19 protein-coding genes and 1 pseudogene are annotated in these 18,214 nt (G+C 67.7%); 11 read left to right on the top strand and 9 right to left on the bottom strand.

The features are described 5' to 3' along the window. Nucleotides 1-83: 83 nt before the first annotated feature. Entirely contained in the window at nt 84-2,375 is a 2,292-nt protein-coding gene (locus tag K307_RS18885; protein ID WP_042880372.1) for a patatin-like phospholipase family protein, read from the bottom strand. A 213-nt stretch (nt 2,376-2,588) separates the two neighbouring features. Here K307_RS18885 and K307_RS18880 point away from each other — a divergent pair, with 213 nt between their 5' ends. The 5 genes from K307_RS18880 (at nt 2,589) to K307_RS18860 (ending at nt 5,692) form a co-directional block, all read left to right on the top strand. Further along, nucleotides 2,589-2,855: a hypothetical protein gene (locus tag K307_RS18880; protein WP_230625754.1), complete on the top strand. Its 267-nt coding sequence runs from the start codon at nt 2,589-2,591 to the stop codon at nt 2,853-2,855. A 45-nt stretch (nt 2,856-2,900) separates the two neighbouring features. After that, nucleotides 2,901-3,227 (top strand): hypothetical protein, encoded by a 327-nt coding sequence (locus K307_RS18875; protein ID WP_042880368.1) that lies wholly within the window; start codon nt 2,901-2,903, stop codon nt 3,225-3,227. Nucleotides 3,228-3,316: 89 nt separating this feature from the next. Further along, complete coding sequence (locus K307_RS18870) at nt 3,317-3,508, top strand: oxidoreductase-like domain-containing protein (RefSeq protein WP_230625753.1); 192 nt, start codon at nt 3,317-3,319, stop codon at nt 3,506-3,508. After that, nucleotides 3,505-4,374 (top strand): NAD-dependent protein deacetylase, encoded by an 870-nt coding sequence (locus K307_RS18865; RefSeq protein ID WP_230625751.1) that lies wholly within the window; start codon nt 3,505-3,507, stop codon nt 4,372-4,374. Before K307_RS18870 ends, K307_RS18865 begins: the two co-directional genes overlap by 4 nt. A 421-nt stretch (nt 4,375-4,795) precedes the next feature. Then, on the top strand, nt 4,796-5,692 hold the full coding sequence (locus K307_RS18860; RefSeq protein WP_042882300.1) for a DMT family transporter: 897 nt from the start codon (nt 4,796-4,798) through the stop codon (nt 5,690-5,692). Between the two features lie 49 nt (nt 5,693-5,741). On the opposite strand, the gene K307_RS18855 is transcribed toward K307_RS18860, so the two are convergent. The 3 genes from K307_RS18855 to K307_RS18845 all read right to left on the bottom strand — a co-directional run bounded on the left by K307_RS18855 (nt 5,742) and on the right by K307_RS18845 (nt 7,142). Next, nucleotides 5,742-6,296, bottom strand: a complete 555-nt coding sequence (locus tag K307_RS18855) for a DUF1439 domain-containing protein (protein WP_042880366.1) — start codon at nt 6,294-6,296, stop codon at nt 5,742-5,744. Nucleotides 6,297-6,417: 121 nt separating this feature from the next. Then, a complete protein-coding gene (locus K307_RS18850) occupies nt 6,418-6,621 on the bottom strand; it encodes a SlyX family protein (protein WP_022539824.1) in 204 nt (67 codons plus the stop codon). Between the two features lie 95 nt (nt 6,622-6,716). Further along, on the bottom strand, nt 6,717-7,142 hold the full coding sequence (locus tag K307_RS18845) for a VOC family protein (RefSeq protein WP_042880363.1): 426 nt from the start codon (nt 7,140-7,142) through the stop codon (nt 6,717-6,719). 251 nt (nt 7,143-7,393) lie between these two features. Between K307_RS18845 and K307_RS18840 the strand changes: the two genes are divergently transcribed. Then, entirely contained in the window at nt 7,394-8,329 is a 936-nt protein-coding gene (locus K307_RS18840; RefSeq protein WP_042880362.1) for a LysR family transcriptional regulator, read from the top strand. A 7-nt stretch (nt 8,330-8,336) separates the two neighbouring features. On the opposite strand, the gene K307_RS18835 is transcribed toward K307_RS18840, so the two are convergent. The 3 genes from K307_RS18835 to K307_RS18825 are packed head-to-tail and all read right to left on the bottom strand — an operon-like array spanning nt 8,337 to nt 11,291. Next, on the bottom strand, nt 8,337-9,113 hold the full coding sequence (locus K307_RS18835) for an enoyl-CoA hydratase (protein ID WP_042880361.1): 777 nt from the start codon (nt 9,111-9,113) through the stop codon (nt 8,337-8,339). A 12-nt stretch (nt 9,114-9,125) separates the two neighbouring features. Further along, a complete protein-coding gene (locus K307_RS18830) occupies nt 9,126-10,088 on the bottom strand; it encodes a Bug family tripartite tricarboxylate transporter substrate binding protein (protein WP_042880359.1) in 963 nt (320 codons plus the stop codon). A 42-nt stretch (nt 10,089-10,130) separates the two neighbouring features. Continuing rightward, on the bottom strand, nt 10,131-11,291 hold the full coding sequence (locus tag K307_RS18825; protein WP_042880357.1) for a CaiB/BaiF CoA transferase family protein: 1,161 nt from the start codon (nt 11,289-11,291) through the stop codon (nt 10,131-10,133). Between the two features lie 302 nt (nt 11,292-11,593). On the opposite strand from K307_RS18825, the gene argG reads away from it, so the two are divergent. The 5 genes from argG (at nt 11,594) to K307_RS18800 (ending at nt 16,292) form a co-directional block, all read left to right on the top strand. Continuing rightward, nucleotides 11,594-12,919 carry an argininosuccinate synthase gene (gene argG, locus K307_RS18820; RefSeq protein ID WP_042880355.1) on the top strand — a complete coding sequence of 442 codons (1,326 nt, stop codon included), beginning with the start codon at nt 11,594-11,596 and terminating at the stop codon, nt 12,917-12,919. A gap of 154 nt (nt 12,920-13,073) precedes the next feature. Further along, nucleotides 13,074-13,634, top strand: a complete 561-nt coding sequence (locus tag K307_RS18815; RefSeq protein WP_042880353.1) for an MOSC domain-containing protein — start codon at nt 13,074-13,076, stop codon at nt 13,632-13,634. 69 nt (nt 13,635-13,703) lie between these two features. Further along, complete coding sequence (gene pip, locus K307_RS18810; protein ID WP_042880351.1) at nt 13,704-14,660, top strand: prolyl aminopeptidase; 957 nt, start codon at nt 13,704-13,706, stop codon at nt 14,658-14,660. Between the two features lie 40 nt (nt 14,661-14,700). Next, nucleotides 14,701-15,354, top strand: a complete 654-nt coding sequence (locus tag K307_RS18805) for a glutathione S-transferase family protein (protein WP_042880348.1) — start codon at nt 14,701-14,703, stop codon at nt 15,352-15,354. Nucleotides 15,355-15,380: 26 nt separating this feature from the next. Then, the gene (locus K307_RS18800; RefSeq protein ID WP_042880346.1) at nt 15,381-16,292 is read left to right on the top strand and encodes a LysR family transcriptional regulator; all 912 of its coding nucleotides are present in this window, start codon (nt 15,381-15,383) and stop codon (nt 16,290-16,292) included. A gap of 18 nt (nt 16,293-16,310) precedes the next feature. Here the strand turns inward: K307_RS18800 and K307_RS18795 are convergent, their stop codons facing one another. Continuing rightward, entirely contained in the window at nt 16,311-16,982 is a 672-nt protein-coding gene (locus tag K307_RS18795) for a peroxiredoxin-like family protein (RefSeq protein WP_042880344.1), read from the bottom strand. Between the two features lie 182 nt (nt 16,983-17,164). Continuing rightward, a pseudogene (locus K307_RS18790) lies at nt 17,165-18,136 on the bottom strand (Bug family tripartite tricarboxylate transporter substrate binding protein). Nucleotides 18,137-18,214 lie beyond the last annotated feature (78 nt).

The raw sequence follows: 18,214 nt of genomic DNA, 5'->3' as shown, positions 1-18,214 counted from the left end.
AGGAAAAGTATAGACATATGGATTAAGACATTACATACAACTTTGGTGGGGGTTGGCTGGCGTACAGACAGCCGGTCGCCGCTTCAGTACGGCTTGCCCAGGTACAGGTAAAAACTGTACGTGCGCGCCGCTGCGCGGCCGTAGGCCAGGTAGAGCGGCCCGAGCGGGCTGTCCAGCGCCAGGAAGACCGAGCCGGACTTGAGCAGCCCCGTCGGGCTGCCCGGCACCAGCGGCGCGCCCATGCGGCCGGCTTCCAGTGAAAAGCCGGCATAGACCCCTTGCAGCAGGGTCTGCTGTGCCAGCTTGTTGTAGTACATCAGCCTCGCGAACTGCAGGTTGCCGCCCAGCAGTTGCCCGGTGGCGTACCCCGACTGCTGCAGGAAGCCGCCCCACTGGAACAAGTCATAGCGTGGCAGCGGATTGCCGCCGATATTGCTGCCGACCTTGAAGCCGAGCGAAACCGTATGGTTGCCCCATGAGTGCGCATAGACGCCATCGGCCTGCGCCTTGACATAGGTGTCGTCGGCGCCGAGCCCCGGCTGCGAGGCATACACCCGGACCGAGGCCGCATAGCCGAAACGCGGGAAGTCCACGCTGTCGAGCTGGTCGAAGAACAGCCGCCCGGTGATGGCGCCGCGCCGTATATCGCCCGGCCCGGGAGATAGCACCGCCGGCCCGGTGCTCAGCGTGGCGTCCAGGGTACCGGTCTGCACGCCCACGCGCAGCTCGCCGTACTTGGTGAACTGGCTGCCCACGTCGAGCGCCACGTCGAAGCGGCGCAGGTCGTAGGTGGCGATGCGCGTGCTGCCCTGGAAGATATTGACCGGGCGCCGCTCCAGCTCGATGCGCGGTGCGATAAAGAAGTACTGGCGCGTGTTCAGCGGCTGGTAGAACTCGCTGATCAGCGCCGAGGTCTGGCCCGCCTGCAGGTCGGTGCGCCATTCCGCGCCTAGCGAGTTCAGCCAGGTGCGGCGGTAGCTTCCCACCAGGTTGAAGAACGCATCGCCGCGGAAATCCGAGCTGAGCCCGAGCCCGAAGCGCAGGTAGTCGGGGCCGTACGACTTCTCCACTGCGTTGACCACCAGCACGCGCTTGCCGGGCTCTTCCAGGATGCCGTAGTTGACGTGCTCGAAGTCGCCGGTGCCGAACAGGCGGCGCATGTCCTGGTCGAGCGTGGCCTGGTCGACCGGCTCGCCGGGCTTGGTCTCCATCACCGCGGTGGCGTACTCTGGGTTGACCCGATGCAGCGGCGCCATGCGGATCTCGTCCACCGGCCGGGTGTCGGGCGCTGGCACCGCCTGCTGCATCGCGCGCAGCTGCGCGTACTGCGGCGGCGGCAGTGCCAGTGGGGCCAGCCGGTCGGCCACCTTGCGCGCGGCGGCCTCGCCGATGGGCACGGGCTCGAGCAGGTGGTCGAAGTCAGTCGCGGAGAACTCGCCCAGCGCGGGCTCGATCAGCACGTCTGTCGGGCGCAGCGATGCCAGCGACGCGCGCACGTTCTGCTCGGTCAGGATATTGAGCATCTGGCCGGTCACGCCGATGATCGAGTTCAGTTCCTCGCGCTTCATCAGCGGCGTGCCCAGGTTCACGGCGATCACGATATCGGCGCCCATGCTGCGCGCGACGCCGACCGGGAGGTTGTCAGTGAGCCCGCCGTCAACCAGCAGCCGGCCCTCATACTCGGCCGGCGCCACCGCGCCCGGCACCGACATGCTGGCACGCATCACGTTGGCCAGTTCGCCCTGGCTGAATACCACCGGCGTGCCCGCCACCAGGTCGGTGGCGACGGCGCGGTAGGGAATGGCCAGCTTGTCGAAATCGCGGTAGCCGGGCGCGCGCGCCAGCTGGCGCAGCACGGTTTCCAGCTGCACGCCCGAGACCGCGCCCTTGGGCAGCAGCAGGCCCCTGGCCTGCACGCCGATCTCAGGCGTGACCAGGTTGGTGAAGTCATCCTGCTTGCGGCGGATGGTCAGGTCCTTGCGCGGCGGGCGTTCCTTGAAGATCTTGTCGGTGCTCAGGCCGCCGACCAGCCGTTCCATCTCGGCGGGCGACATGCCGGTGGCATAGGCGCCGCCCACCAGCGAACCCATGCTGGTGCCGGCGATGCAGTCGACCGGGACGCGCAGTTCTTCCAGCACCTTCAGCACGCCGATATGCGCGGCGCCGCGCGCGCCGCCGCCGGAAAGCACCAGGCAGATGCGCGGGCGCGTGCGACCGGCGGGCAGTGGCGTGGCGAGCGTCGCGGAAGGGTCGGCGACACTGTTCTCCGGCACGGCGGCCGCAGAAGGCGCGCCGGCGGCCATGGCTGCGCCGGCCGCCAGGGCGATGGCCGCGGGCAGCAGGGTGCGCAACCATTGGAGTGTGGCTGCCTTCATGGCGTTGTCATGTCCGCAGTCGGCGCTCGCGTGCGGCGCCAGTTTCCCTGCCTGTCCGCGGCCGGGTCGGGCCTTGGACTATCTTCGGGCAAAACGCCCCATTCGGGGCCGTGTTCGGCACACTGTGCAAAAACAATTCATCACCCCGCTCGGAAGCGTGCAGATCGCCGCCACGCCAGCCGTGCGTCGCGCATGGCCCGCGCAGCGACTAAGATGGACGCAGGCAAGGCTACTGGGGGGTGTGTGTACGGTTACTTCTTTTGCCAGACCGCCGCGGGCCAGCTCACGCTGATCCCACGCGAGAAGGACTGGATGCTGATGCTGGGCAATGGCGTGATGGGGAGGTTCCCGGATGCCCAGGCAGCGGTGGATGCCCTGCACGGCGGCGCACTGCAAGTGCAGGGCCGGCGCATCGATGCCAGCGCGCTGGGCGTGCCGGCGCGGGCGCACGACTGGTTCTACCACGTACTGAGCCGCTGAGGCGGCGCACCGGCGGGCATGCTGGCCTGCCAGAGGGGAATCGCCATGACTGCCCTTGTCGAGTGGACCCGCGAGCATACCTGCCGGCTCTTTCCGATGTCGGCCGAATACAGCCCCGGCGGCGGCAGCCAGGTGCAGGTCAGCTGGCAGGCCGAGCCGGCGGGCTCGCCCGGACGTTGCCGCATGAGTGCCGCGCTGCAGTTCGACCAGAGCGTGATCGACGCCGTCTACCTGGCCGACCCCATCGAACTCGACCGCATCGGCGCCAGGCTGGCGCGGCTGGTGTCGCGCTGGCTTGCCGATGACGACATCGCCTGCCTGGCCGGCACGGCGCTGGTGATCCCGGTGGGCGAGGTGTTGCTCGGCCACTGAGCGGCGCGGTGAGGGGCGCGGGCGGGGTGTGGCCGGCGGGAATATACTGGCGGCTGATTCCGCCATTGGCCTGTATTCGCGAGCTGTACGTGTCCCAAGTGCCCCCCGACGACCCCCGCCCGGTGCCGCCAGAGCGCCCGGGCGATGACGATTGCTGCGGCTCCGGCTGCGATCCCTGCATCTTCGATTACTACTACCAGGAGCTGGACCGCTACCGCGAGGAACTGCGCGCCTGGGAGGCGCGCCAGGCCGCGCGCCATGCCGAGGACCCGGCCAGTTGAACGCTCCGCTGCATTTCCCCCAGACCGCTGAAGCCGCCGAGTCCGCGCTGCTCGACTTCGTGCAGCGCCATCCGCGCCTCTTCGTGCTGACCGGCGCCGGCATCAGCACCGACTCCGGCATCCCCGGCTACCGCGATGCGCGCGGCCAGTGGCAGCGCTCGCCGCCGATTACGCTGCAGGCCTTCCTCGGCTCGCACGCCGGACGCCAGCGTTACTGGGCGCGCAGCATGCTGGGCTGGCCGGTGGCGTGGCAGGCGCGGCCCAATGATGCGCACCATGCGTTGTCGCGGCTCGGCGAGCAAGGGCGGCTGACCGCACTGGTCACGCAGAATGTCGACGGCCTGCACCAGCGCGCCGGCAGCCAGGGCGTGATCGAGCTGCACGGCAGCCTGGCCAGCGCCATCTGCCTGGACTGCGGCGCGCGCCATGACCGCGCCGGGCTGCAGGACTGGCTGCTTGCGCAAAACGCCGCGCTGCGCGACGTGATCGCCGAGCCTGCCGCCGATGGCGACGTGCATTTCGAATCGCCGCTGTTCGCGCAGTTCTGCGTGCCCGAGTGCGGGCGCTGCGGTGGCGTGCTCAAGCCCGACGTGGTCTTCTTTGGCGAGTCCGTGCCGCGAGCACGCGTCGATGCCGCGCGGGCGGCGCTGGAAGCCGCGGACGCGATGCTGGTGGTGGGCTCGTCGCTGATGGTCTATTCCGGCTACCGCTTCTGCGTGTGGGCCGGCCAGATGGGCAAGCCGGTGGCGGCGCTCAATCTCGGCACCACGCGCGCGGATGCGATGCTCGCGCTGAAGGTCGAGGCGGGTTGCGCGCCGGCGCTGCAGGCGCTGGTGAAGCAACTGGAGCAGGGCGCGGCGGGCTGAGTACTGGCCGCAACGCTCATCCACGTCGAAACACGCCGTTTAGGTGCGTTTAGGTGCCATTGACGCGGCCCCCGCACAGGCATAGCATCGGCAGACCTTCTGTTCGAAGTTTTTTCTCTAATCCCGCCATGACCGCAGACCGCCAACGCCCCGTCAACGCCGCGCCCCCGTGCGACGCGTTGCCGTGCGCGCGTCGCCAGCCTGCGTTCGCTTCTGTCGCACCGCCGCCGCCGTTCTCCGGCGGCGCGCACCCGCCCCCGCCGCCGCGCGGCTGACGGGCACGCACCGCAGCCTCCCTCGTCTCCGGTAATTCCGCATCCGTGTGCCTGCGCGCACGGCAGCCGCACGCCTGTGCGCGCCTGTCGTTCGCCCGTGCGCACGCCTGCGCCGGAGCCTGCCATGCTGACGACAGATGACCTCCATGACGATCGAAAAAGACTGCGCGGCGCAATTGGGCGCCGCGACCGACACACGTAACCAGGCCTCCGACTGGGCCACGCCGCTGTTCGTGCTGCTGTGGAGCAGCGGCGCGATTGCCGCCCGGCTGGCGCTCGACCACGCCACGCCGTTCGCCCTGCTGACGCTGCGCTTTGCGCTGGTGCTTGCCGTGCTTGGCGCCATCGGCCTGGCGCGGCACCAGATGCTGCCGCCACGCGGAGAACGGCTGCACGCGGCGCTGACCGGGCTGCTGCTGATCGGCGGCTATTCCGTGTTCTACTTCCTCGCCCTCGACCACGGCATGACGCCTGGCGTGCTGGCCACCGTGCTCGGCGCGCAGCCGATGCTGACGCTGCTGCTGACCGAGCGGCGCTTCTCCGCGCTACGCCTGGCCGGACTGGCGCTGGCGCTTGCAGGGCTGGCGCTGGTGGTGGCCGAAAGCTTGTTGCTGGCGCGGCTGTCGCTGGGGGGCGTGCTGTGCGCGCTGGCCTCGCTCGCCAGCATGACGGTGGGCGCGATCCTGCAGAAGCGCATCACGCGCGCGCCTGCCGAAGTGCTGCCGCTGCAGTACGGCGCGAGCCTTGCGGCATGCCTGCTGTGCCTGCCGTTCCAGCCTTTTGCGTTCGAACCAGCGCTGGCGTTTGCGCTGCCGCTGCTGTGGCTGACGCTTGGGATCTCGATCGGCGCGACGCTGCTGTTCTATCGGCTGATCCGCGCGGGCAACCTGGTCAATGTGACCAGCCTGTTCTACCTGGTGCCCGCGGGCACGGCGTTGCTGGACTACCTGCTGCTCGGCAACCGGATGGCGCCGCTGGCGATTGCGGGAATGTTCGCGGTGCTGGCTGGACTGGCGCTGGGGTTCCGCGGTGGGCGGGGGTGAGGCCGGGGTGAGCATGCGAGGACGGACGCTGGCCGCACGCCGGTGTAGCCTACCGCTGCTTCACCTCCACCCGCACCTCGTCCTTGCCCACCGTGATCGCGCCCGGCTCCACCTCCTGGCCGCCGAAGCGCAACTCCTCGGGCTTGAAGGTGTACACCGGATAGTCCTTCAGCAACTGCTGCGCAACCACCGCACCGATCGCATTGAGCTGCTCGCGATACTGGGCCATGCCGGCCACTTCCACCTGCTGCACGGTCGGGTTGTCGAGCAGCACCGCGCGTTTGGCCGGGTCGTAGCGCACGCCGCTGTTCAGCGAGAGCTTGCCGTCCACCGGCGGCGAAGGCAGCAGGGCGTTGGTCAGGCGCGCGTCGACCTGGGTGGTCACGCGGTTGTTGGCCTCATCGAGCACCAGGCGCGGATGGCTCAGCTGCACGCTGACCACTTCGGCATAGCGCAGCGTGGCCGGAAAGCGCTTTTCGAGGGCGGTCTGCAGTTCCTGGCGGCTCAGCGTGTATTCGCCGGTCCAGACGTTGTAGCCGGCCAGTGCGGAGGTGGCGGTGGCGATGGTGGCCGCGGCGAGGAACAGGGAAGGGCGCAGGCGCATGTGGCGAATGGTGCGCGCCTGGCAGGCGCGTCGAGGGATGGAGTCAGCCAGTCAGACCGCGCGCGCGGGATGGCGTTCCGTCACATGGCCAATGGGTCCGTGCCGGAGCGGGCCGCGGAGATCAGTAGTGCGGCGGAATTTCCTGCTGGGGATCGGCCTCGGCGGCCGTGGTGGCGGCGCTGCGCACCTGCTGGTACAGCGCGCGGAACTGCTCCTGCAGCAGGTCCATCTGCTGCTGCTGGCGGGCCACGGTGGCGTTCAGGGTTTCAAGCAGGTCTTCCTGGAAGGCGAGCTTGATTTCGAGTTCGGTGATGCGGTCGTCCATGGCGTGGTCTCGTGGGTTTCTCCGGCAGGCGGCGCATTGTAAGCCCGGGGCGCGTCCCTGCCGGGAAACCCGCACGAAACCTCACCACTCGCCGCCTACTTCGGCGCGGTCAGCAGCAGCCACATGATGCCGAAACGGTCGGTGACCATGCCGAACTGATCGGCAAAGAAGGTCTTGTCCAGCGGCATCACCACCTGGCCGCCTTCCTTCAGGCCATTGAAGGCCTTCTCGACCGCGGCCTTGTCAGGGTAGTTGATCGACAGGCCGAAGCCCTGGAAGTTTGGCTGGTTCGAGCAGCGGCCATCGGAGGCCATGATCACGCTGTCGCCGATCTGGAACTCCATGTGCATGACCTTGTCTTCCGTGCCGGCCGCGGGCTGGCAGCCCGGGCTGGCCTTGTCGGCATCCGGGTTTTCCTTGAACGTCATCCGCATGTTGACCTTGGCGCCGAGGGTCTGCTTGTAGAACTCGACGGCTTCATCGCAACGGCCTTCGAAAAACAGATAGGGCTGGACTTGCATGACAACTCCTGTAGGTAGGCCGCCGCGAAAGGCGCCCTGGATATCGGCATGGCGCGTGAGAACCGGCGCGCTGGCAACTGGCGCACGCATTTGTGTACGCCGTCCACAACACCTTAGCAAACAAAATGGAAGGCGTCCACATCAATTGGCGTCAGCATTTCTGGTGCCCGAGGCGGGCACCATGCGGCGCTGCACTAGAATGGCCGCCACATCGCCAATCCTTCGACCTTGCCGGGACAAACGGAGTTGCCTTGCGTTACGAACTGACCGACCTGCGCCTGTTCCAGGCCATTGCCGACGCACAAAGTCTCTCCGGCGGCGCATTGGCCACGCATATCACTGCCTCAGCGGCGAGCTATCGCCTGAAGAACCTGGAGCATGCGATGGGCACGTCACTGTTCGTGCGCAATGCGCGCGGCATGGAGTTGACACCGGCTGGCGAGACGCTGCTGGTCCACGTGCGCGAACTGCTGCTTGGCGTCGAGCGCATGCATGGCGAAGTCGGACGCTTCTCGGCGGGGTTGAAGGGCAATATCCGGTTGCTGGCCAACAGCAGTTCGCTCAACGGCTTCATCATCCCGAGCGTGAGCCGTTTCCTGCTGGCCAATCCCGACGTGAACATCGATCTGGAGGAACGCGCCAGCCAGGCGATCCTGACGGCGGTCGCGGCGCACGAAGCGGACGTCGGCATCCTTGCCGGCGATTTCGAGACCAGCGGCGTGCGTTCCGTGCGCTATGCGCGCGACGAGCTGATCCTGGCGGTGGCCGCGGACCACCCGCTCGCACGCGAGCCGGAGGTGCGCTTCGGCGCGGCGCTGGCGTTCGACTTTGTCTGCATGAGCCGCACCAGCAGCAACTTCCTGTTCCTGCGCGACATGGCGCAGCGCGCGGGCAAGAGCCCCAACGTGCGGCTGCATGCGCACAGCTTCGATGCGGTGCTGTCGCTGGCGGAAGCCGGGGTCGGGGTGGCGCTGGTGCCGCGCAGCGTGGCGGCCCAGGCGCTGCGCGAGGCACGCGTGGTCGGCGTGCGGCTGGCCGAGCCGTGGGCGCTGCGCGAACTGAACCTGATCGTGCGCGCCGACGGCAAGCTGCCGGCATTTGCCGAGGCGTTCGCGCAGTTCCTGCTGAACGATCCACGCGTGGTCGCCACGCGCGAAGGCGGCGCCGTGGCCAGCACGGCGCCGTAGCAACGCCTCAGCGCTTGCGATTCAGGAAGGTCGCCATGTGCTGCTGCGGCTCGCCGGTGTCGAAGGCGCTGCCGAACTCGGCCACACTGTTGTTGATCGACACATCCAGCGGCGCATCTTCCCACTCGCGCAGCAGGCGCTTCTGCTGACGCAATGCCACGGGGCCGAAGCCGGCCAGCAGCGCGGCCACGCGCTCGACTTCCAGGTCCAGTTCCGCCAGCGGCACCACCCGGCTGACCAGGCCCCACTGCAGCGCCTCGGCGGCGTCAGTGATCTCGCCGGTCAGCAGCATCCACGCCGTGCGCGCATTGCCGATCAGGCGCGGCATCAGCGCGGCGTGGATCACCGAGGGGATGCCGACCTTCACTTCCGGCATGCCGAGCTGCGCATTGTCGGCGGCGATGCGGATATCGCACGCCAGCGCCAGCTCCAGCCCGCCGCCGAGGCACCAGCCCGGCATGCGCGCGATCACCGGCACCGGCAAGTGGCGCACCGCGTCGCACAAGAGGCGCAGGCCGCTGATAAACGCTTCGGCGCTCTCGCGGTCCAGCGCCGCCATCTCCTTGATATCGGCGCCGCCCACAAATCCCTTCTCGCCCGCGCCGCGCAGCACCAGTACGCGCACGGCGTCATTGGCGGCCAGTGCTTCGACGGCGCGCGTCAGCGAGGCGATCACCGGCGTGCTCAAGATGTTGAGGGAACCCGCGTCGCGGATGGTGACGGTGGCAATGCCGCGCGCGTCGATCTCGACGCCGGCGTGTTGTTCGTGCTGTTGTTCGCTCATGTCGGTCCTTGCTTACTGCAGCTTGGTGAAGTGGATGTCCTCGACCACCTTCTTCCAGTGCGCGTTCTGGCCGCGCACCAGCTCGGAGAAGGCCTGGCGCGAGGTCGGCGCCGGGATCGCGCCCTGTGTCTCGATGGCGGCGACCACTTCCGGCTCGGCGAGCACCTTGCGCACGGCTTCGTTGAGCTTGTCGAGGATCGGCGCGGGCGTGCCGGCGGGAGCGCCAAGGCCGAACCACGAGGGGTTGTTCATCGCCGGCAGCCCGGCTTCGGCGTAGGTCGGCACATTGGGCAGCACCTTCAGGCGCTGCTTTGCCGCCACCGCCAGCGGCTTCAGCCGACCGCCCTGGATCAGGCCCGACGACGACGGGATATTGTCGAACACCACCTGGATCTGGCCCGCGACCGCATCATTGAGCGCCGGGCCCAGGCCCTTGTACGGCACGTGCAGCAGTCGCGTGCCGGTGGCGTTCATGAACAGCTCGCCATTCATATGGCTCAGCCCACCGTTGCCGGACGAGCCAAACGAGTACTTGCCCGGATTAGCCTTCAGCAGCTTGATGAACGCCGGCAGGTCCGTGGCCGGGAACGACGGGTTGACCACCAGCACGTTGGGCACGTCGGCCAGGTTGCTGATCGGTGCGAAGTCCTTGACCGGGTCGTAAGCGGTCATCAGGTAGACGTTGGGATTGACCGCGTGCGAGCTCTCCACCTCCATCACCAGCGTGTAGCCGTCAGCCGGCTGCTTGGCCGCATAGGCGCTGCCGACCGCGCCGCCGGCGCCGGGTCGGTTCTCGACCACCACCGGCTGCCCCAGCACCGGCCCCAGGCGCGTGCCGACGATGCGGGCAATGATGTCGGTGGTGCCGCCGGCGGCGTAGGGCACGATCAGCTTGATCGGCCGGTCTGGGTAGACGGCGGCCTGCGCGGTACCTGCTATGCCGAGCAGGGCAATGGCGATAAGAGTTGGCTTCATTAGGTGGTCTCCGTGTCAGGGTTATCGGTCTTGTGGTGTTGGTCAGCTCGCCGGACTGTGCTCGCCGAGCAGCGGCGGCGGTGGCAGCGGGCCGTCGTGCCCCGCCAGCATCGGGTTGCGCACCATCGGCACGCGGCCCATTACGGGGTGCTCGGCCACCTGCATCAGGCCGCGGTGCTGCACCTGCGGATGGGCGAAGACCTCATCCATGGTGTGGATCGGCCCCCAGGGCACGCCGTTGGCATCGAAGGCCTCGGTCCATGCAGCACGGGTGCGCGTGGCGAAGACTTCCGTCAGCAGCGCGCGCAGCGCCGGCAGGTGTTCGATGCGCGCCGAGTTGGTGGCATAGCGCGGGTCCTGCGCCAGTTCAGCCAGGCCAGCCACGATGCAGAAGCGGGCGAACTGGCCGTCATTGCCGATCGCCAGAATCAGGTGGCCGTCGGCGCAGCGGAACACTTCATACGGCGCGCAGTTCGGATGCGCGTTGCCGCTGCGCTGCGGGTTCTGGCCGGACACCAGGTAGTTGGCGGCCTGGTTGGCGTTCATCGCCACCGCCACGTCCAGCAGCGCGATATCGAGTTGCGTGCCCATGCCGGTGGCCTGGCGCTGGTACAGCGCGGCCAGCACGGCCGAGGTCGCATACATGCCGGTGCTCAGGTCCACCACCGCCACGCCGGTGCGCAGCGGCCCGGCGCCCGGCGCGCCGTCAGGCTGGCCGGTATAGCTCATCAGCCCGCCCATGCCCTGGAACACGTAGTCATAGCCGGGCTTGTCGGCCATCGGCCCGCTCTGGCCGAAGCCGGTGATCGACAGGTAGATCAGCCGCGGATTGATCGCCTTGAGCGTGTCGTAGTCCAGCCCGTAGCGGCGCAGCGTGCCGACCTTGTAGTTCTCCACCAGCACGTCAGCCTCGCGCGCCAGTTCGCGTACCTGCGCCGCACCCTCGGGCGTGCCGTAGTCGATCGCGACCGAGCGCTTGCCGCGGTTGCAGCAGATGAAGTAGCCGGACAGGCGGGCATCGCCCTCGGTGCCGGGCGACTCCAGGTAGGGCGGACCCCAACCACGGGTATCGTCGCCCCGCTGCGGGTGCTCGACCTTGGTCACCTCGGCGCCCAGGTCGGCCAGGTTCTGGGTACACCAGGGACCGGCCAGGATGCGCGACAGGTCCAGGACACGGACCCCTGCCAGGGCGCGATGCAGCATGATGACTCCGCTTTCGAACGACTATGCGGCGGAGTATAGGGAGGGGCTTCCAGGCGAACCAGTCGAGAGTTTTGAAAGGCGCGTTCGCGGGATTTCAACGCTCAGGGACGCTGCAGTACGGGTGGCGCCGCCGCCCCGGCCTGCCCCGCCGTTTGGCGCGTGGGCGCTGCCGTGTCACAATTCGCGTTTGGCACTGACTCGGCACGTGACTCGGCCGGCCGCGTCGCCGTGCTTCCCGCCGCCCTGGCGCGTGCAGTGGAAGCCCGCCCAAGAGCCGACAAATTCACTTAGATTTTCTGGCGATGACTACCATCCTTCAGCACATTCCTTCCGGCCAGCGCGTCGGAATCGCCTTCTCCGGCGGCCTTGACACCAGCGCGGCACTCCTCTGGATGCGCCAGAAGGGCGCCGTCCCCTACGCCTACACCGCCAACCTGGGCCAGCCGGACGAGCCCGACTACGACGACATCCCGCGCCGCGCCAAGGCCTACGGCGCCGAGGAAGCCCGCCTGGTCGACTGCCGCACGCAACTGGTGGCCGAAGGCATCGCCGCCATGCAGTGCGGTGCGTTCCACATCTCCACCGCCGGCATCACCTACTTCAACACCACCCCGATCGGCCGCGCCGTCACCGGCACCATGCTGGTCGCCGCGATGAAGGAAGATGGCGTCAATATCTGGGGCGATGGCAGCACGTTCAAGGGCAATGACATCGAGCGCTTCTACCGCTATGGCCTCCTGACCAACCCCGGCCTGCAGATCTACAAGCCGTGGCTGGACCAGCAGTTCATCGACGAACTGGGCGGCCGCGCCGAGATGTCCGAGTTCATGCGCCAGAACGGCTTCGACTACAAGATGTCGGCCGAAAAGGCGTACTCGACCGACTCCAACATGCTGGGCGCCACCCACGAGGCCAAGGACCTGGAGCACCTGGATTCGGGCATCCGCATCGTCCAGCCGATCATGGGTGTGCAGTTCTGGCGCGATGACATCGAAGTGAAGCGCGAAGAAGTGACCGTGCGCTTCGAGGAAGGCCAGCCGGTCGCGCTGAACGGCCAGACCTTCGCCAACAGCGTCGACCTGTTCATGGAAGCCAACCGCATCGGCGGCCGCCATGGCCTGGGCATGAGCGACCAGATCGAGAACCGCATCATCGAAGCCAAGAGCCGCGGCATCTACGAAGCCCCGGGACTGGCGCTGCTGTTCATCGCCTACGAGCGCCTGATCACCGGCATCCACAACGAAGACACCATCGAGCAGTACCGCGACAACGGCCGCCGCCTGGGCCGCCTGCTGTACCAGGGCCGCTGGTTCGACCCGCAAGCCATCATGCTGCGCGAAACCGCCCAGCGCTGGGTGGCCGGCGCCATCACCGGCGAAGTCACCATCGAACTGCGCCGCGGCAATGACTACTCGATCCTGAACACCACCTCGCCGAACCTGACCTACAAGCCGGAACGCCTGACCATGGAGAAGGGCGAGTCGATGTTCACGCCGCTGGACCGGATCGGCCAGCTGACGATGCGTACGCTGGATATCGTCGATACGCGCGAGAAGCTGCAGACGTATGCCAAGTCCGGGCTGCTGTCGACGAAGGTGAGTGCTTCGTTGCCGAAGCTGGAAGACTGAGCGGGGCGCTGAAGGGCGCAACGCTGGCAGTAAGAGGACCGGCACCTTTGGGTGCCGGTTTTTTTGTGCACCCAGCTCCGTGCTTCGGACTGTGGACGGACGGCCTCGCTTGTTGCTGTGTAGAGTTACGGAACACTGAGCAAGGCTTGTATTCATGTCGCCCGGTCTAATCCTTCCTGCCACCATCCTCGCCGTTGCCAGCGCCGCGACGCATGACTTCTCCAAGCAACTGCGCGACGAAATCCAGTTGCTGGCAGGCCTCGGCGTAGAAGGCGACGCCCACGCCGGCCAGACCGTCAAGCACCGCTCGCGTGTACGCGTCGACCCGACGCAACCCAACCTGCGCCAGGTCCACCTGATCGGCACCGAGCTTCACGCCGAACTGGCACGTGCCGGCTTCGACGTCGGGCCTGCCGATCTCGGCGAGAACATCACCACGCAAGGCCTCGACCTGTACGCGCTGCCAGTTGGCACGCAGCTAACGCTGGGCGAAAGCGCCATTATCGAACTGACCGGCCTGCGCAATCCCTGCGCACAGATCGAAGCCTTCCAGCCGGGTTTGCTCGCACAGGTACTCGGGCGGGCTGACGACGGCACACTGATTCGCAAGGCCGGCGTCATGGGCATTGTAATCGCGGGCGGCGTGGTGCGTGCTGGCGATGCAATCGCCGTCAGGCTGCCGCCGCCGCCACATCGCGTCCTGGAGCGCGTCTGACGAGGGCCACCGCAAGGCCATCCCCACCGGCGTACACTGTTGCATCCCGACTTCCGGAGACCCGCACCCATGTCCGCCCTGCGCACCCTCTATCCCGAAATCGAGCCCTATCAGAACGGCACGCTGGACGTCGGTGACGGGCATGTCATCTACTACGAGCGCGTTGGCACGCCGGGCGCCAAGCCGGCGGTGTTCCTGCACGGCGGCCCGGGTGGCGGGATTTCGGCGGACCATCGGCGGCTGTTCGATCCGGCGCGCTATGACGTGCTGCTGTTCGACCAGCGCGGCTGCGGAAACTCGACGCCGCATGCCGGGCTGGAGGCCAACACCACCTGGCATCTGGTGGACGATATCGAGCGCCTGCGCGCGCTGGTGGACGTGGAGCGCTGGCTGGTGTTCGGGGGCTCATGGGGCTCGACGCTGGCGCTGGCATATGCGCAGAAGCATCCCGAGCGTGTCAGCGAGCTGGTACTGCGCGGCATCTACACGGTGTCGCAGGCGGAGCTGGACTGGTACTACCAGTACGGCGTGTCGGAGATGTTCCCCGAGAAGTGGGAGCGCTTCCAGGCGCCGGTGCCCGAGGCCGAGCGCGGCAACATGATGGCCGCCTACCGCAAGCTGCTAACCGGCGACGATCAGGACAAGCAAGTGGAAGCCGCGCGCGCGTGGAGCGTCTGGGAAGGGGGGACGATCACACTGCTTCCAGATGCCGACAACAGCGCCAAGCACGCCGACGGCCATTTCGCGCTGGCCTTTGCGCGGCTGGAGAATCATTACTTCACCCACCGCTGCTGGCTGGAAGACGGGCAACTGCTGCGCGATGCAAAAAGGCTGGCCGAGATCCCCGGTGTGATCGTGCACGGCCGCTACGATATGCCGTGCCCGGTGCGCTATGCCTATGCGCTGCACCAGGCGTGGCCCAAGGCCGATTTCCATCTGATCGAAGGCGCCGGCCATGCATGGACGGAGCCAGGCATTCTCGACCAGCTGATCGCCGCGACCGACCGTTTTGCGGCAGCGGGATGACCGACTGGCCGCGTACAACCACAAGACCAGGAGACAACGCATGCAACTGTTCGCCCACCCGTTCTCTTCCTACTGCCAGAAAGTCCTGATCGCGCTGTACGAGAACGCGATCCCGTTCGAGTTCCGCATGCTGTCGCCCGACCATGAGCAGAACATGGTTGAGCACGCCGAACTGTGGCCGCTCAAGCGCATGCCGGTGCTGGTCGATGGCGATCGCACGGTGCTCGAATCCAGCATCATCATCGAGTACCTGGACATCCATTACCCCGGCACGGTGCGATGGCTGCCTGAATCGCCCGATGCGGCGCTCGATGTCCGCCTGCTCGACCGTTTCTTCGACCAGTACGTGATGACGCCGATGCAGCGCATCGTGTTCGATTTCATCCGCGCGGAGGCGCATCGCGATGCCTTTGGCGTGGCCGAAGCGCACAAACAGCTCGAGACGGCCTACGCATGGCTGGAGCAAACGCTGCCCGGCCGCGAATGGGCCGCGGGCAGTGACTTCACGCTGGCCGATTGCGCGGCGGCGCCCTCGCTGTTCTATGCGGACTGGGTACATCCGATCCCCGCGGACTGCGCCAACTTGCGCGCCTACCGCAGCCGGCTGCTGGCGCGGCCGTCGTTTGCGCGTGCAGTGGAGGACGCGCGTCCGTACCGCGGGTTCTTCCCGCCCGGCGCACCGGATCGGGACTGAGCGCAGGCACCCGGAGATTCGAGCCGATGGACCGCCTTGCCGCGATGGAAACCTATGTCAGCGTGGTCGAGGCCGGCTCGTTCTCGGGCGCGGCGCGCCGGCTCAATCTCGGCCAGCCCGCGATCTCGAAGACCATCGCGCAGCTTGAAGCGCGACTGGGCACGCGCCTGCTGCTGCGCTCCACGCGCGGGCTGACGCCGACCGATGCGGGGCAGCGCTATTACGAGTACGCGCGGCGCGCCATCGAGCAGGTGGACGAGGCCGAGGATGCGGTGCGCACCGCGTCGCAAGCCCTGTCCGGGCGCCTGCGGGTATCGGCGGCGGTGACCTTTGCCCGGCTCCATGTATTGCCTGCGCTGAAGACCTTCATGGCGCGCCACCCGCAGCTGGAGATCGATATCGCGCTCGACGACCGCAATATCGACCTGCTTGAAGACGGCACCGACGTCGCGCTGCGCATGGGGGTGCTCGACGACTCCACCATGACCGCGCGACGCATCGGCCGCAGCCCGCGGCTGGTGGTCGCCACGGCCGCCTACCTTGCCGAAGCCGGCGAGCCTGCCACGCCTGCCGAGCTGAGCCGGCACGAAGCCATCGTCTACACCGTGCGTGGCGGCGGCGAATCCTGGTCGTTCACGCGCGACGGGGCGGAAGTGGCGGTGATGGTGTCAGGCCGCCTGCGCGTCAGCGCCGCCGAGGGCATGCGCGCCGCAGTGCTGAGCGACATGGGCCTGGCCGTGGCCTCCGCCTGGATGTTCGCCCCGGAGCTGGCCGGCGGTCGCGTGCGCGCGGTACTGACCGACTGGACGCTGCCGCCGGTCGACCTGTGGGCAGTGTTTCCGTCCGGCCGGTTGGCCACATCGAAGGCGCGCGCGTTCGTGGCCTTCGTCGAGGAAATCCTTGCCGATGCGGGCCATGCCGGGGCCGCGCAGCCCTGACACGGCCCCACATGCCGCTCAGGCAGTCGCCGCTGCCCGCTGCAGCACCGGCAGCATCTCCGACGGATCGGGCCGTTGCGTGTAGTCGGGATTGACTTCCGAATACAGCACGATGCCGTCGGTGCCGATTACATAGCGCGCCGGCATCGGCAGGGTCCAGCTCGGATCGCCGTTGAAAGCGGGCAGGTCGTTCTTCAGCGCCTTGTACAGGTCCACCAGGTAATCCGGCAGCGCGAAGCGCAACCCGAACGCGGCAGCGGTTTCATTGCCCACATCGCTCAGCACCGGAAAGCCCAGCTGCCCCGTGCGCACAGACTTGCGGCTGTTGACCGCGGTCTGCGGCGAGATCGCGACTACGCGCGCGCCCAGCGCTTCGATCTGTGGCAACGCCTCGTTCAGCGCCTGCAGTTCCAGGTTGCAGTACGGGCACCAGACGCCGCGATAGAACGTCACTACCAGCGGTCCTTGCTGCAGCAGCGCGGCGGAAGAGACTTCGTTGTTGTCCTGGTCGCGCAGCACGAAGGCGGGCGCGCGCTCGCCGGCCTTGATCGCACGGCCTGCCTGGCCGGAAGCGATCAGCTCGGCGGTGGCGCGCTCCATGATCGGGTGGATTTCCGGCGGCGCGTTGTAGGGCGGCTTGCCGGCCTTGAAGTCCGCCTTGAAGGCATCGAGCTTGTCTTGCAGCGACATGGTGGTTCTCCGGTGTTCGATCTGGGGTGGGCGGCTGGCATCTGCCTCTGCCGCGTGGCGTGCCCTGCTTGGCTTGCCATGACCCAATGATCGGAAAACCCCGGCCTGCCCGGTAGACGGCCGGCCGGCATAGCTGCCATTCCTGCCGGGCATGGGCCCATCACGTCAGCGTGCCGGCGCCTTCAGTCGGCGCGCACGTTCGCCTTGCGGATCACCGCGGCCCAGGTGGCCGTCTCCGAGCGGATAAAGTCGCCAAACGCCGCCGGGGTACCTGCCGAGATCGTCACGCCGACCTGCGACAGTTGCTGGCGCACCGCCGGATCGGCAAGCGCCTTGTTGGCCGCCTGGTTCAGGCGCTCGACCACCGCCGGCGGCGTGCCCGCCGGCGCTACCAGGCCCCACCAGACTGTAGCGGTAAAGCCGGGCAGGCCCTGCTCGCGCATGGTGGGTACGTCAGGCAGCAGCGGCGTGCGATGCTCGCTGGCCACCGCCAGCGCCTTGAGCGTGCCGGCGCGCAGGTGCGACAACACCTCCAGCGGATTGATGTTCATGAACGACAGGCGTTCGCCGAGCAGGTCGGTGATGGCCGGCGCGCCGCCCTTATACGGCACGTGCAGCACGTTGATGGCGGCGGCGTCCTTGAACAGTTCGGAGGCAAGATGGCCGGAGCTGCCATTGCCGGCCGAGCCATACGACAGCGTGCCCGGTGCGCTCTTGGCCTGGCTCATCAGCGCGCGCAGCGAAGCCGGGCCGCGCCTGGCCGGCACCACCAGCACCAGCGGCGCCTAACCTACGCGCGCCAGCGGCGCGAAATCCTTCGCCGGGTTGAAGCCGAGCTTGGGGAACAGGCTGGCGTTGGTGGCCAGGCTGTTGGACGCCATCATGATGGTGTAGCCGTCCGGCTGCGCGTGCGCCACGGCTTCCATGCCGATATTGGTGCTGGCACCGGGCTTGTTGTCGACGATCACCGGCTGGCCCAGCACCGTTGCCATCTTCTGCCCCACGGCGCGCGCGACGATATCGACGCCGCCGCCCGCGGCATACGGCACCACCATGCGCACCGGGCGCGCGGGATAGGTCTCGGCATGCAGCGCAGGGCTGCTGAAGGTCAGGGAAGCCGCGACCAGTGCGGCCAGCGTGATGATGCGTTTCATGGGATTCTCCAGGATCGGGATTTTCGGCGCGCAGAGGCCCACGCCGTACGCGGGCGCACGGCGGGAGCGATTAGTTAG

Source organism: Cupriavidus necator A5-1 (genome assembly GCF_000744095.1).
In the GTDB taxonomy this organism is placed as follows: domain Bacteria; phylum Pseudomonadota; class Gammaproteobacteria; order Burkholderiales; family Burkholderiaceae; genus Cupriavidus; species Cupriavidus necator_A.
This window is presented reverse-complemented; position numbering and strand designations above follow the sequence as displayed.